At 72.7% G+C, this 13,315-nt stretch carries 12 protein-coding genes; 3 read left to right on the top strand and 9 right to left on the bottom strand.

The features are described from left to right. The first annotated feature begins 35 nt into the window (after positions 1-35). Positions 36-1,286 carry a M14 family zinc carboxypeptidase gene (locus OHT76_RS33180; protein ID WP_328874530.1) on the top strand — a complete coding sequence of 417 codons (1,251 nt, stop codon included), beginning with the start codon at positions 36-38 and terminating at the stop codon, positions 1,284-1,286. Positions 1,287-1,319: 33 nt separating this feature from the next. Here the strand turns inward: OHT76_RS33180 and OHT76_RS33175 are convergent, their stop codons facing one another. The 3 genes from OHT76_RS33175 to OHT76_RS33165 form a co-directional block, all read right to left on the bottom strand. Then, positions 1,320-1,751 (bottom strand): SSI family serine proteinase inhibitor, encoded by a 432-nt coding sequence (locus tag OHT76_RS33175; RefSeq protein ID WP_328874529.1) that lies wholly within the window; start codon positions 1,749-1,751, stop codon positions 1,320-1,322. Further along, the gene (locus tag OHT76_RS33170) at positions 1,748-3,100 is read right to left on the bottom strand and encodes a M14 family zinc carboxypeptidase (RefSeq protein ID WP_443049940.1); all 1,353 of its coding nucleotides are present in this window, start codon (positions 3,098-3,100) and stop codon (positions 1,748-1,750) included. Before OHT76_RS33170 ends, OHT76_RS33175 begins: the two co-directional genes overlap by 4 nt. Before the next feature lie 154 nt (positions 3,101-3,254). Then, positions 3,255-3,806: a DUF1707 and FHA domain-containing protein gene (locus tag OHT76_RS33165; RefSeq protein WP_328874528.1), complete on the bottom strand. Its 552-nt coding sequence runs from the start codon at positions 3,804-3,806 to the stop codon at positions 3,255-3,257. Between the two features lie 173 nt (positions 3,807-3,979). Between OHT76_RS33165 and treZ the strand changes: the two genes are divergently transcribed. Next, positions 3,980-5,725 (top strand): malto-oligosyltrehalose trehalohydrolase, encoded by a 1,746-nt coding sequence (gene treZ, locus OHT76_RS33160; protein WP_328874527.1) that lies wholly within the window; start codon positions 3,980-3,982, stop codon positions 5,723-5,725. 15 nt (positions 5,726-5,740) lie between these two features. Here treZ and OHT76_RS33155 read toward each other — a convergent pair whose 3' ends face one another. The 5 genes from OHT76_RS33155 to OHT76_RS33135 all read right to left on the bottom strand — a co-directional run bounded on the left by OHT76_RS33155 (position 5,741) and on the right by OHT76_RS33135 (position 10,265). Next, positions 5,741-6,673, bottom strand: coding sequence for an aminoglycoside phosphotransferase family protein (locus OHT76_RS33155; protein ID WP_328874526.1), 933 nt, complete (start codon positions 6,671-6,673; stop codon positions 5,741-5,743). Positions 6,674-6,721: 48 nt separating this feature from the next. Continuing rightward, positions 6,722-7,846 carry an aminopeptidase P family protein gene (locus tag OHT76_RS33150; RefSeq protein WP_328874525.1) on the bottom strand — a complete coding sequence of 375 codons (1,125 nt, stop codon included), beginning with the start codon at positions 7,844-7,846 and terminating at the stop codon, positions 6,722-6,724. 99 nt (positions 7,847-7,945) lie between these two features. Beyond that, positions 7,946-8,569 (bottom strand): LysE family translocator, encoded by a 624-nt coding sequence (locus tag OHT76_RS33145; protein WP_328874524.1) that lies wholly within the window; start codon positions 8,567-8,569, stop codon positions 7,946-7,948. Between the two features lie 79 nt (positions 8,570-8,648). Continuing rightward, on the bottom strand, positions 8,649-9,230 hold the full coding sequence (locus OHT76_RS33140; protein ID WP_328874523.1) for a PDZ domain-containing protein: 582 nt from the start codon (positions 9,228-9,230) through the stop codon (positions 8,649-8,651). A 165-nt stretch (positions 9,231-9,395) separates the two neighbouring features. Further along, positions 9,396-10,265 (bottom strand): LysR family transcriptional regulator, encoded by an 870-nt coding sequence (locus OHT76_RS33135; protein WP_328874522.1) that lies wholly within the window; start codon positions 10,263-10,265, stop codon positions 9,396-9,398. A gap of 88 nt (positions 10,266-10,353) precedes the next feature. Between OHT76_RS33135 and OHT76_RS33130 the strand changes: the two genes are divergently transcribed. Next, positions 10,354-11,079, top strand: a complete 726-nt coding sequence (locus tag OHT76_RS33130; protein WP_328874521.1) for a CTP synthase C-terminal region-related (seleno)protein — start codon at positions 10,354-10,356, stop codon at positions 11,077-11,079. 48 nt (positions 11,080-11,127) lie between these two features. On the opposite strand, the gene cyc2 is transcribed toward OHT76_RS33130, so the two are convergent. After that, positions 11,128-13,284, bottom strand: coding sequence for a germacradienol/geosmin synthase Cyc2 (gene cyc2 / locus OHT76_RS33125; RefSeq protein WP_328874520.1), 2,157 nt, complete (start codon positions 13,282-13,284; stop codon positions 11,128-11,130). Positions 13,285-13,315 lie beyond the last annotated feature (31 nt).

The following is a 13,315-nucleotide window of genomic DNA, read 5'->3' as shown; positions in this document are numbered from 1 at the left end:
ACTGCGGATTGCGAAGCCGGGCGGATGTGACGGGGGTGAGTCTCCTGCCGGAGCTGCGCTACCCCACGGTGACCGAAGTCGTCTCGGCGGCCCGGGCGTTGGCGGCACAACGACCGGGCCTGTGCACCCTGCGGCAGGTGGGTGTCTCGCGAGCGGGCCGTCCTCTCCACCTGCTGTCCGTGGGCCGTGCGCGGCCCGCCGTGCTGGTCGTGGCGGGTGCCCATGCCAACGAACCGACCGGCGGCCCAACCCTCCTCGCCCTCGCCGAACGCGTCGTGCACGAACGGGCGTTGCGGGCCGACACCTCTTGGCACTTCCTGCTGTGCGCTGATCCCGACGGGGCGAGCCTGCATGTCACCCCGGCGCCGCGCAGCCTGTTCGACTACCACCTGGGCTTCTTCCGGCCGGCGGGTCCCGAGCAGCCGGAGTGGTCGCCCGCCGTACTGCCGCCCGACCGGCTGCCGCCGGAGACTCGCGCCCTGACCGGGGTCATCGACGAACTGCGCCCCTACCTCCAGGCGACCCTGCACGGCACCGATCTGGGCGGCAGCTGGGTGCAGTTGACGAAGGACCTGCCCGGCCTTGCCGAGCCGTTCGCCAAGTCGGCGGCCGAGCTGAACATCCCGGTGGAGACGGGCGCCTCGGACGCCGCGGGCTGGCCCGCGTCCGGTCCCGGCGTGCATGTGATGCCGGCGCCGGGGGCGGGGGCTGCGTACCCGAGCATGCCCGACGACGCCCGGCACAGCACCTGGCACCACATCCACCGGTACGGCGGTCTGACGGCGGTCGTGGAGGTGCCGATGTGGGCGAGCGACCTGGTCGACGACCCCGTGCCGCATCCGGCGCCGGCGGCGGCGATGCGGCGGCTCTCGGGCCGGCTGGTGCGGGACGCGCTGGAGGTGGAGCGGGTGCTCACCGAGGTGCTGCCCCGTCTGGACGGGGCCGACGGGCCGCTGTTGCGGGCCTCGCGGTGGGCGCTGGAGCTGGTGCCGGGGCTGGCCGCGGACTGGGCGCACACGGTCCCGGTGGACAACACGCGCGCGTACATCGGCAGTGTGGACGCCTTCGCGCGCCGGCTGCCGCTGCGGGCGGCGGCCATGCTGCTGCGGGTGCTGCAGGAGACCGACGACCGTGCGGCGCCGGATCTGGAACGGCTCGTGGCGTCCTGGAGCAGTTCCTTCGAGCGCCGGTTCCGGGCCCGCTGGGTGCCCTTGGAGCACCAGATCGAGCACCAGTCCCGCACGGTCGTCGCGGCGGCCCTGCACGCGCGCGACAGGGCGGCGTGAACCGCCACGCGCACGTGCAGGGCCCTCAGCCTGTCAGTCGTCCAGTGCGAACACCGCCCCCGTCAGCGCCTCCATCTCGCACGCGTTGCCGAAGGTCTGCCGGAACTCGATCGGGCGGCCGTTCCACTGGCCGCTCGCCCTGGCGGACACCGGCGCGTAGATCATCGTGCAGACCCTGTCCTTCGGAGTCATACGGGCGATGTCGCCGTCGACCGCCGCCAGTTCCGCGCAGGCCTCGGTCGCGCTCGCGTGGCCCTGGGGCGGGTTGCACATCAGCAGCGTGCCGCGGGTGTCGCTGGACTGCGCGTCGCCCGTGGTGAGCGTGAGGTAGAGCCAGTTGCCCGGGAGGGTCTCCCGCTCGGCGGCCTGCGCCGGAACCGTCGCGAGGACGAGGAGCGAGGCGGCCGCAAGCAGGACGCCCCGGACACCGGCCCGTCCCGCCTTCACTGTGGTGGAGTGTGTCATTCCCGATGCATCGGCACGGCGGCCTCGGAACCCCACCCCGGCTCACCCGAACGGGAGCACGCGCGCGCGTGCCGCGAGGCCGGCTCGAACGCGGCGAGCACCACTCGGGACTGGTATTCGACCTGGCGCGCGACCGGTATCCACCGGGCCCCGCAGCCGTCGCGGTAGTCGGCGCACCACAGGTCGATGAGCCGGTCCAGCTCCGGCAGCACACCGGCCGGGTCGCGGCCCGAGTCGGTCACCAGCCGGTGCAGCAGCCCCGCCGTGCGCAGCGCGAGACGCCGCCCGGCGATGCGCAGGGTGGCCAGATGGGCGGTGCTGAGCGGTGGCAGCGGCTGGGCGTCGACGGTGACCATGTCGGGGTCCCACGCGTCGGCGAGGCCTGGACAGACCAGTAAATAGTCGTCGACCGGGGCGAGCAGTTGCGCGGTCTCGGGAGTGGGGGGCAGATGGTGGCGGATCCGGGCGAGGAGCCGTGCCAGCAGCCGGGAGTCGTGCCGCAGGGCGCGGCTGACCGTGCGCAGGACGGCGGCGGCGTCGGCGGGGGTGGTGTCGTCCTCCACAGCGGCCACGCCCCACATGGGTGCCTCGACCACCGCCGTCACCGTGCCGTAGCGGTGGGGGTGGAACCATGTCGACTCCACGGCGGCCTCGGTGATGGCCGCGGCGAGGTCGCCCCGGCGCGGCGGCGGGATCCGGTAGACGGCGGGCCCGAGGCGCGGCCAGTACAGGGTGTCGTACGGGCCGAGTTCGCGGGGGATGCCGAGGCGGGCCGCGGTGTGCGCGAGGCGGCGTGGGAAGCCGGGCAGGTCGTGGGTGAGCTCGACGAAGCCGCCGCCGACGTCGACGCCGTGCAGCGAGCATTGGAGGAAGGGCCGCAGTTCGTCCTGGAGGGCGAGCAGGGCGCGGGTCTCGGGCAGCGCGGCGTGGTCCGCGCCGTCGGGCAGCCACTCGGGCTGTTCCAGGAAGCCGGGGCGGAAGAAGTTCCGGAAGTAGCGGCCGAGGGTGTACGGGCCCTGCAGCCAGCCCTCGTTGCGACGCAGGCCGTCCGGGTCGAGGCAGAGCAGGAAGTTCCAGGTGGCGTCGGCTTCCTCGTGGCGGCGGGGGTCGGCGAGGACGCGTTCGGCGAGCCGGAGGGCGGTGGCGCCGCCCACGGGTTCGTTGGCGTGCGGTCCGGCGACGACGAGGACATGGCGGCTGCCCTGGCCGACGGACAGCAGCCACAGGGGGCTGCCCGCGCGGGAGGTCCCGACACGGCGCAGCCGCGCGTCCGAGGGATGGCGGGTGACGAACGCGGCCGCCCGGGCGCCGAGCTCGTCGACGGTCGGGTAGCGGAGGAGTGGCAGCAGGGCGCACCTCCGCGAGCCGGTGCCGTCGATTCACCTGATGTGCATGGGGTACGCACAGTCAGTCACGACTACTGCAGGTACGTCAACACCCGCGTATGCAAAGGGATTTCCCCCACCGCACCCCGTAAAGCCAAGGCCAGAGCTAAGGTGCGGCTTAGTTCACGGCGAGCCGGAACGCCAGCTGCCCGAAGCCGACCTGATCGCCCTCGCGGACGACGGCCGCCCCGATGACGCGTCGGCCGTTCACCGTGGTGCCGTTGGTAGAGCCGAGGTCCCGCAGCACCCACATGCCACCGTGGCGGGTCAGTTCGGCGTGCACCCGCGAGACCGTCTCGTGGGTCAGGCGCAGACCGTTGGCCGGATCGCGCCCGATGCGCAGCGGGTGGCCGCCGCCGGGGTGGGGCAGCAGCAGCTTGGGCAGCCGCTCGGCCTGCCAGGCCCTGCGCAGCCGTACGCCGAATCCGGAGACCGCCTCGACCGTGCCGAAGAGCAGGCGGGAGAACCGGTTCTCCTGGGGCAGGTCGGCGGTGAGGAGGAGCAGTTCGTCGGCGCGGCGGGCGGCGAGGGCCAGCTCCATGCGCCGGATGAACGTGTCATGCGAGAGACGGCCCATGGCGACGCCGTCACGGAGCACCTTCAGCGCCTTGTCGCGCTCCGCGTCGGAAAGCCGCGCGGGGTACGTGTTGAACTCGAAAGACGACGTCACGCTCGTGATTGTCGGACAGCCGGGCCGGAGTGTCCAGAAAACCGGAAAACACCCGCCACGCGTGCGTACCCGGCGACACCCGCCGCAAAAGGGAAGATTCAAAAGCGGATTGATCTCGTTTGAAGCACCATGGACGGGCTACATCACGGTGAGCAGACGAAGGGGAACCGTCCGTGCAGTTCGAGGTGTGGGCACCGCAGGCCGGCCGTGTGACGCTCCATTACGGGGACGCCACACGCGCGTTGGAGCGCGATCCGGAACGAGAAGGTTGGTGGCAGGGGGAGGCGGACGCGCAGGACGGCACCCGGTACGGCTACGCGCTGGACGACGGGCCGGTGCTGCCCGACCCGCGCTCACGCCGTCAGCCCGACGGACCCGACGGACGCAGCGCCGTCGTGGACCACGGGCGCTACACCTGGCGCGCCGAATGGGCCGGGCGTCCGCTGCCGGGGGCGGTCCTCTACGAGCTGCATGTGGGCACGTACACGCGCGAGGGCACCCTGGACGCGGCCGCCGAGCGGCTCGGGCACCTCGTCGAACTGGGCGTCACGCACGTCGGGTTGATGCCGCTGTGCCCCTTCCCCGGCCGGCACGGCTGGGGGTACGAGGGGGTGTCGCTGTGGGCGGTGCACGAGCCGTACGGCGGTCCCGAGGCGCTGAAACGGTTTGTCGACCGGGCGCACGACCTCGGCCTCGGTGTCGTCCTCGACGTGGTGCACAACCACCTCGGCCCGTCGGGCAACTATCTGCCCGCCTTCGGGCCGTACTTCACCGAGACCCACCACACGCCCTGGGGCGCCGCCGTCAACCTGGACGCGCCCGGCTCCGACGAGGTGCGCGACTACCTCGTGGGCAGCGCGCTGGCCTGGCTGCGCGACTACCGGATCGACGGACTCCGCCTCGACGCGGTGCATGCGCTGCGGGACACGCGCGCGTGCCACTTCCTGGAGGAGCTGTCGACGGCGGTGGACTCGCTGTCGGCCGATCTGGACCGTCCACTGTTCCTGATCGCCGAGTCCGACCTGAACGACCCGCGGATCATCACCCCGCGCATGGAGGGCGGGTTGGGGCTCCAGGCGCAGTGGAACGACGACTTCCACCACGCCCTGCACACCGCGCTGACCGGCGAGTCCCAGGGCTACTACGCCGACTTCGGGCGCTCCCCCTTCGCGGCCGTCGCCAAGACGCTCACCGGCGGGTACTTCCACGACGGCACGTACTCCAGCTTCCGGGGCCGCCACCACGGGCGAGCGCTGGACCGCTCGCGGGTGGCCGGACACCGGCTGCTGGGCTACAGCCAGACCCACGACCAGGTCGGCAATCGCGCCCAGGGCGACCGGCTCGCCGCCTCCCTCTCCCCCGGCCTGCTGGCCTGCGCGGCCACGCTGACCCTGACCGCTCCGTTCACGCCGATGCTGTTCATGGGCGAGGAGTGGGCGGCGGGCACGCCCTGGCAGTTCTTCACCGACCACACCGACCCCGAGCTCGCCGAGGCGGTACGGCGCGGCAGACGCCGGGAGTTCGCCGCGCACGGCTGGGCCGAGGAGGACGTACCCGACCCGCAGGACCCGGCGACCCGGGACCGCTCCTGTCTGGACTGGTCCGAGCCCGAGCGTGAACCCCACGCGCGCGTGCTGGCCTGGTACCGCCGGCTGATCGCCCTGCGCCACGAGCAGCCGGACCTCACCGACCCCGACCTCGCCGACACCAAGGTCGCCTACGAGGAACAGCAGCGCTGGCTCGCCTTCCGGCGCGGGGACGTACGCGTGGCCGTCAACCTCGCCAAGGAACCGGCACAGATCCCGCTGGGCCCCCGTCAGGCGCGCGTACTGGCCGCGTGGGAGCCCGTGGAAGGGCCCGGCGAGGACGGGGTGCTGCACCTGCCCGGGGAGTCGTGTGTGGTGCTGCTCCAGGAGTGAGCGCAGGAGTGAGCGCTAGGACTCCTCGTCCCTCAGCTCGGTGACGCGCTCCAGCAGAATCGGCTCCCAGGCGAGCTCCAGTTGCCGTCGCAGCAGCGGCAGGGAGGTGCGGCTCACGGCGTCGAGGGCTTCGGCCAGGTGGACCACGGTGTCGCAGCGGGCCAGCCACAGGCCGCGCAGACAGGGGCGGGCGCCGTAGCCGGCGAGGGTGGCGGCGCGGACGGCGGCCGGGGAGCCGACGGCACGGGCGAGGCCCGCGATGTCCTCGGCCGGGTCGCCGACCACGGTGTCGGTCCAGCCGAGGACGGCGCGCACCCGGCCGTCGGCGCTGACCACCAGGTGCTCGCCGGTCAGGCCGTGGTGGACGAGGACGGCTCCGGCGGGCTGGGCGGCGAGCTGGACCGCGGCCGGCTGGGTGAGCTGGTGCATCCGGACGGCATCGAACTCGTCGGCCGCGGCGAGGCGCCCCGCGGCGCGTTCGGCACGGCGACGCAGCGCCTCCAGGGAGCGCGGGCCGGTGCGCGGCACGCCGAGCGCCTCGGCCTGCCGCGCGGGGACCTCGCGCAGCCCGGTGAGCAGTCCGGCCAGATCGGCCTCGCCGAGGGCGGACACGTCGTGCTCCTCGGCCGAGCCGCCCGGCACCTTGGTGTCCAGCGTGTAGGTCAGCCCGGGCGCCCACTCGCCGTGCGCGACGCTCGTCGGCACGGCGACCGCCAGGTGCGGGCGGACGAGGTCGCGCAGCCGCAGCTCGCGGCGCTGCCGGACGGCGGTCTCGCGGTCGGGCGCGAGGCGCAGCACATGGCGGGCGCCGACCCACCAGGTGACGGGCTCGCCGCCCTCGGCGACGGGCCGGACCTCGGGGCCGGCGGTGTCGTCCGCACCGTCCTTGAGCAGGGAACGGACCAGTCGGCGGACGGTGTCCGCGGTGGGTGTCGGTGCCTGGGTCATGGGTCGCGCCGTCTGTCACTAGAGGGGTGCCGGTACTCCTGGGGCCGTTCAGTCCACTATGACCATCTCGCGGGTCGTTGTGTTGAGGCGCCGGCCGCCGTCCTCGGTGACCGTGACGATGTCCTCGATGCGTACCCCGAACCGGCCCGGCAGGTAGATGCCGGGCTCTACGGAGAAGCACATCCCGGGCACGAGGGGCTGTTCCTCGCCCTCGATCATGTACGGCGGCTCGTGCGTGGTGACGCCGATGCCATGGCCGGTGCGGTGGATGAAGTACTCGCCGTACCCGGCGTCCGTGATGACCGCGCGGGCGGCCCGGTCCACCTCCTGGCAGGCGACGCCGGGCCGTACGGCCCCGCAGCCCGCCTCCTGGGCCTCGCGCACGATGTCGTGGATACGGCGCTCCTCGTCGGTGGGCTCGCCGACATGGACCGTGCGGGAGGTGTCGGAGCCGTAGCCGTCGAGGAGGCCGCCGAAGTCGAGGACGACCATGTCGCCGCGCTCGATGACGCGGTCCCCGGCCTCGTGGTGCGGGTTGGCGCCGTTCGGGCCGGAGGCGACGATCGTGAAGTCGACCGTCTCGTGCCCGTACTCCCGCAGCAGCCGGGCCAGGTCGGCTGCAACCTCGGACTCCTTGCGGCCCGCGAAGGGAACCTTCCGGATCTCCTCGTACGTTGCGTCCGCAGCCGCGCCCGCGGCTGCCAACCGCTCCAGTTCCGCCGCGTCCTTGACGGCACGGAGCATCGGCAGCGCCTCGGTGAGGGAGGCGTAGGAGGAGTCGGGCAGGGTCTTCGCCAGGCCCAGCAGATGCATGGCCCAGGCGTTGTCGCTGATGCCGAACCGGCCGCTCGAGTCGAGCAGGGCCGCGGTGGCGGCGTAGGGGTCCTTGCCGTCGGTCCAGTCGCGCAGGGTCAGCGCGGGACCTCCGGTCGCCTTCGCGGCGTCGGGGGCCTCCAGGGCGGGGACGATCAGGGCGGGGTCCTGTCCCGGGACGAGGACGAGCAGGGTGAGCCGTTCGGTGACGGGGGGTGCGTAGCCGGTGAGCCACACCAGGTCGGGGCCGGGCGCGACGAGCAGCGCGGCGAGACCGGCGTCGGCGGCCGCCCGTGCGGCGCGCTCCATGCGGGCGCGGTAGTCGTCGGCGGTGAAGGGAGCGGGCGTACGGGCGGTCATCCGGGCCTCCCGGGGCGGGTGAAGGTGACTACGGGCAGCATCCTGCCCGGACGGCGGGGGCGGCGCGAGCCGGTCGACGGGGCTTTCACGGGCGCGGTGTCAGCCCTCGAGGGCCATGCGGACGCCGAGAAGCAGCAGCACGCCTCCGGAGACCTGTTCCAGCCGCCTGCGCACTCCCGCGCGGGACAGCAGGCTCTTCATCCGGCCGACGAACCATACGTACAGGCCGTAGTAGCCGATCTCGTAGACCGCCCACAGCGCGGCGAGGCCCACCATGGCCGGCAGGTGCGGGGCGCCGTCGGGGACGAACTGCGGGAGGAAGGACAGGGCGAAGGCGGCCGCCTTGGGGTTGGCGAGGTTGAGCAGCAGCCCCGCGCGGTAGGACGCCCAGCCGCTCCGGACGCCGCCCTCCTCGGCCGCTCTCTCCGGTTCGTGTCGCGTGCGGCGCGCTGCCCGCAGCGTCTGGATGCCGAAGCCGACGAGGACCACCGCGCCGACGACGCGCATCACGTCGTACGCGATCTCCGAGGCCGTCAGCAGGGCGGTGAGGCCGAAAGCGGCGACGACGCCCCAGACGAAGACGCCGGTCTCGTTGCCGAGCACGGTCAGGAAGCCGGAGCGGCGGCTGTGCAGCGACTGCCGGATGATCAGGACGGTGCTGGGGCCGGGCGAGGCGGCCACCAGGGTGCAGGCCCCCAGGAAGGCGACGAGAGTGGTCAGCATGGGGCCATCGTGGCCGGGACGCGGTCCTGGGGACAGTGGTTTTCCGCCACCCGTCGGGTGACAGGGTTTCCGGTACCTGTCAGGTGACGAAGCCTGGGACGGCGGTCAGCTGCTGATAGCCGCCGCTCTCATGACGCACCGTCAAGGTGACCTCGGTGCCCGGGCGGGCCTGGGCCACCGCGCGGGCGAGGTCGGCGGCGTTGTCGATGCGGGTCGTGCCGAAGACGAGGAGGACGTCACCGCGGACCAGGCCCGCCGAGTAGCCGGGTCCTGGCACATGGACGCCGACGAGCTGGGCGCCCGCCTTCTCGGCGTCCACGGCCTCCACTCCGAGGGTGGCGGTGGCGGGCTTGGGTGTCGGGCTCGGCGTCGCGGACGGCGTGGGGCTCGGTTGCGCGGAGGCTGACGGAGCGCCGTGCGCGCCCGGACCCGCCTTCTGGAGTTCGGCGAGTTTGCTCATGCCGATCACCGTGGCGCCGACCGTGCCGAGTCCGACGCCGGACAGGACCAGGATCGCGCCGACGAACAGCGCGAACAGCAGGGTGGTGAGCCGGCGCCCGCTCCGGCGCGCGGCGTGCGGGCGGCGGGCGGGTGCCGGCCTCTTGCCGCCGCCGGGCTGCCGGCCGGGCATCGGCTTGGGACGCAACGCGGTCTGTTCCATGGCTTGCCTCCGGCTGGAGGCTACGGATCGCCTCCGGCAGGAGGACTACCCGGGGCGCCGGCGCACGACGTGCCACGAACGAGTGAGACTGACCGGTGGTCAGGAGCGGAAGCCTCCCTTCTCACCGGACGTCACTCCTCATGGGACGTCGCTCCTCACCGGACGTCACTCCTCACGGGACGTCAGTGCGACCGCCAACTCCCGCGCCGCCCCCTGGAGCGAGCCCGCGTGCACCAGTTCCGTGCGGTGCACGAGCCGTGGCGCGGTGATCGGTACGGCGACGCCGCCCAGCACCCCCGTCGCCACCGAGCGGGGCAGCAGCGTCAGTCCGTGCCCCGCGGCGGCCAGCGCGATCAGGCCGCGCACGTCCGTGCCCTCGTAGCGCAGGGACGCGCGGAAGCCGTGGCCGCCGCCCGCCGCGCGGAGTTGGGCTAGCGACAGTCCCGCGTCGGGGGCGTCCAGCCAGCGGGCGTCGACGAGATCACCGAGGCGCAGACCGGGGCGCCGGGCCAGGGGATGCGTGTCCGGCAGCAGCACACACACCGGCTGCTCGCCCGCTCCGCGCGTGGTCAGCGGTGCCACGTCGGGCAGTCGCAGCGGGTCGCTGGGGGCGGCCAGACCGTCGACGAGGCCCAGGTCGGCGGCGCCGGTGGCGACGGCCGCCGGGATCTCGTCCCGGGGCGCGACCTTGAGGGTGACCCCGGCGGCGGGGAGCGCGGCGAGGACCCGGGGGCCGAGGGCGGTCGGTGCGGCGGCGAGCGTCAGGCCGTGGGCAGGCGCGGCGGCCATCCGTACGACCTCCGCGCGGGCCGCGTCCAGGCGCAGCAGCAGCGGCCCGGCGTGCTCCAGCAGCCGTTCGCCGGCCGCCGTGGGGGCGACGGGCCGGCGGGTGAGCAGCGGGGTGCCGAGGTCCTGTTCCAGCGCCGCGATGTGCTGGGACACCGCCGACTGGGTGTAGCCGAGTTCACGCGCGGCCTCGGAGAAGGAGGCGCGGCGGGCGACGGTGACATAGGTGCGCAGCAGATGCGGATCCATGCTCACCAGGGTCCCATCAGCTCTGCTTATCGAGGGAGCAGGGATCATCGTTGGACGTGAACTCGGCCTCGCGCCCAGGATGAAGGGCATGACCGAGACCCCAGCGCGGATCGCCCTGGTCGGCGACCGCTCCCCCAATGTCGTGTCCCACACCCGTATCCCCCTCCTGCTCGACGCCCTCGCCGCCCGTGAGCGGCTGGTCCTCGACGCGTACTGGATCCCGACCGAGGAGGCGGGCGAGCCGGGCGCGGTGGACGGGTTCGACGCGGTGTGGGTGGTGCCGGGCAGCCCGTACCGCAGCGAGGCAGGTGCGATCGCGGCGATCCGTACCGCACGCGAGCAGGGCATCCCGTTCCTGGGCACGTGCGCCGGGTTCCAGCACGCCGTGCTCGAGTACGCTCGCCATGTCTGCGGACTCACCGGCGTGGCGCACGCGGAGAACGACCCGGCCGCAGAGGACCTGATCATCGAGCCGCTGGCCTGTTCGCTGGTGGGCCACGAGGCTGTGGTCGTCGTCGAGCCGGACTCGCTCGCGCAGTCCGTGATCGGCTCGGAGCGGACGGTCGAGCGCTACTTCTGCGCCTACGGCCCCTCCCGCCACCTCGACACCCTGACCGCGCACGGCCTGCGCTTCTCCGGCCGCGACGAGGACGGCCAGGTCCGGATCGCCGAACTGCCCGGCCACCCCTTCTTCCTGGCCTCGCTCTTCCAGCCGGAGCTGTCCGGCGACGGCTCGCGCCCGCACCCGATCGTCAAGGCCTGGGCCCGGGCCGCCGTGGAACACGCAGCGGCGAGCTCTCGGACAACGGCATGAAGAGCCTCCGAGAGCTCGCCGAGGAGACCGCCGAGCGGGTGCGGGACTTCAGCTGACGGGGACCGCGGGCGGTCGGTCAGGCAGGAAGCCGTGGGCGCGGCGGGCCAGGTAGTCGGACTTGTAGCGGTCGACCTCGCGGTGCCAGTTCAGGATGCCGGCCATCCAGTTCTGGAGGTCGGACACATAGGTCCGCATGGCGTCGCGCGCCTCGTCGGAGAGGTCGAAGTCGTCGTACACGACCGGCAGTTCATGCGCGACGACATGCTCGAACTGCTGCATGCGCTGGGTCGTCAGGTCGTGCACCACGCCGAGGGCGGTCGGGTAGTCGCAGCCGAAGAAGTTCTGCACGACGAGGATCGAGTTATGGATCTCGCCCTCGTACTCGATCTCCTTCTGGTACGAGAAGACGTCGTTGAGGAGGCAGGCATAGTCGACAGCGGCGTTCTCCAGCGAGCGCACCGGGCCGCTGCGGTAGACCTCGGGCGGCACCGAGGGACCGTGGCCCATCCGGCACAGGGCCATGGTGAGGTCGGAGCCGAAGGTGGCGCGGCGCATCTCCAGGTAGTCGACCGGGTCCGGGATGCGGTTCTGGAGCTGGTTGTTCAGCTCCCACACCCAGCTCTCGGTCATGACGTTCACCGCGTCCTTGAGGGTGCGCCGCTGGTCCGTCGTCATCTCGGCGGTCGTGCGCGCCCACAGGTCGACGAGGGCGCGTTCCATGGCGTTGGCGGGGACGACGATGACCTCCTCGCCGTCGACCGGCATGCAGGCCGCCAGGCGCTGGGTGGTGAGGCGGGCGGCGGCCAGGTCGCGGCGGTGGCCGAAGACCAGGGGGTAGTAGTCGTCGCCGTAGGTGCCCCAGGCTAGCCAGTGGGCGCTGAGGTCGAGGGCCTCCGGGGTCGCGTCCGGGTCCAGGCCCGCCGAGCACAGCGCGAGGTCGGCGGCGGCCAGCTTGTCCTCGTCCCAGACGCCCTCCTCCAACACGCCCATGCGATGGCACCAGTCGACGAGGCCCTGACGAGCGCCCGGCAGATGCGGGCACAGCTCCACCTGGAACGGCATGTAGAGGTCGGGGATCAGGGACGGTCCGACCTTCTGGTACGGCACATGCGTGTAGGCGCGCAGCCGCTCGGCGCCGGCCGAGGCGAGGAGGGCGCCGATGTCGGCGGCGGAGGTTCCGGATCCGGTGAGGCCGTGCCAGGGGTTGGTGGAGCGGGCGTGCTCGTTCATGTACCGGCTGGAGCGCATATGCCATTCGTGGCCGCCGGACTGCCAGTCCTGGAGTCCTTGCGTGTAGGCGGCGACGGCGGCGACCTCGTCCGGGGTGAGGCCCCGTTCCAGGGCCAGCGCCGGGACTTCGGTGAGGGCGGTGTGCTCGAACTGGTGGAGCCGGGAGGTGAGGACGTCGTTGACGGTGTCGGCGGCCTCCTGGGTCGTACAGCCGAAGAAGGTCTCCAGCACCAGGACGCCATTGCTGAGCTCGCCCTCGTCCTCGACCTCGCGCTGATAGGAGAACAGGTCGTTGCGCAGGTGCACGGCGTCGGAGAAGGTCTCCATCAGCACCCGCATGGGCCTGGTCCCGGAGACGGCGGCGGGAACCTCGGCGCGCGCGTACTCCACCAGTCCCGCGGACCAGGGGGCGCCGCCCACCTTGCGGCGCATCTCGATGTACTCGACGGGGTTGGCGATCCGCCCCTCGTTGATGTTGGACAGCTCCCACATGGACTCGTTGAGCAGATGCTCGGTGGCGACGGCGAAGCGGCGGCGCCAGTCGGCGGACATCGCGGGGACCGTGCGCGTCCAGAGGTCGGCGAGGCCCGCTTCCACCGGGTTCTCGGGCTCGGGCATCGGCGTCGACAGATCCATCGGCATGAACAGCGCGAGCCGGTCGAGGTGGGCCTTGCCGGCAGCGCGGTCCTGGGTGCGCTTGAACATGTCCAGGAAGTGGTCGTCGAAGAAGAAGACCCACACGTACCAGTCGGTGATCAGGGAGAGGGCGGGGCCGTCGCATTCGGGGTGGGTATAGGCGCAGAGCAGTCCGTAGTCGTGCGCTTCGAGGTCGGACTGCTCCCAGATCCCGGATCCCTCCAGCATGCCCATCTCGCGGGCCCACGCGGTCGAGTGGGCGCGGGCCCCGTCGAGATGCGGGTTGAGCCGCGCGGGATACGGCATGTAGAAGTGCGGGAGTTCGAAGGGCTGCGTCATGGCCGGGCCCTACCCGGCGCCCCCTTCGGCC

It is taken from the genome of Streptomyces sp. NBC_00287 (assembly GCF_036173105.1).
Taxonomy (GTDB): Bacteria; Actinomycetota; Actinomycetes; order Streptomycetales; family Streptomycetaceae; genus Streptomyces.
This window is presented reverse-complemented; position numbering and strand designations above follow the sequence as displayed.

Bases quoted from the DNA above. Each gene is read 5' to 3' on its own strand.
- OHT76_RS33175 (WP_328874529.1), bottom strand. From the start codon at position 1,751: ATGACACACTCCACCACAGTGAAGGCGGGACGGGCCGGTGTCCGGGGC.
- OHT76_RS33155 (WP_328874526.1), bottom strand. From the start codon at position 6,673: ATGACCCAGGCACCGACACCCACCGCGGACACCGTCCGCCGACTGGTC.
- OHT76_RS33150 (WP_328874525.1), bottom strand. From the start codon at position 7,846: ATGACCGCCCGTACGCCCGCTCCCTTCACCGCCGACGACTACCGCGCC.
- OHT76_RS33145 (WP_328874524.1), bottom strand. From the start codon at position 8,569: ATGCTGACCACTCTCGTCGCCTTCCTGGGGGCCTGCACCCTGGTGGCC.
- OHT76_RS33140 (WP_328874523.1), bottom strand. From the start codon at position 9,230: ATGGAACAGACCGCGTTGCGTCCCAAGCCGATGCCCGGCCGGCAGCCC.
- OHT76_RS33135 (WP_328874522.1), bottom strand. From the start codon at position 10,265: ATGGATCCGCATCTGCTGCGCACCTATGTCACCGTCGCCCGCCGCGCC.
- OHT76_RS33130 (WP_328874521.1), top strand. From the start codon at position 10,354: ATGACCGAGACCCCAGCGCGGATCGCCCTGGTCGGCGACCGCTCCCCC.
- cyc2 (WP_328874520.1), bottom strand. From the start codon at position 13,284: ATGACGCAGCCCTTCGAACTCCCGCACTTCTACATGCCGTATCCCGCG.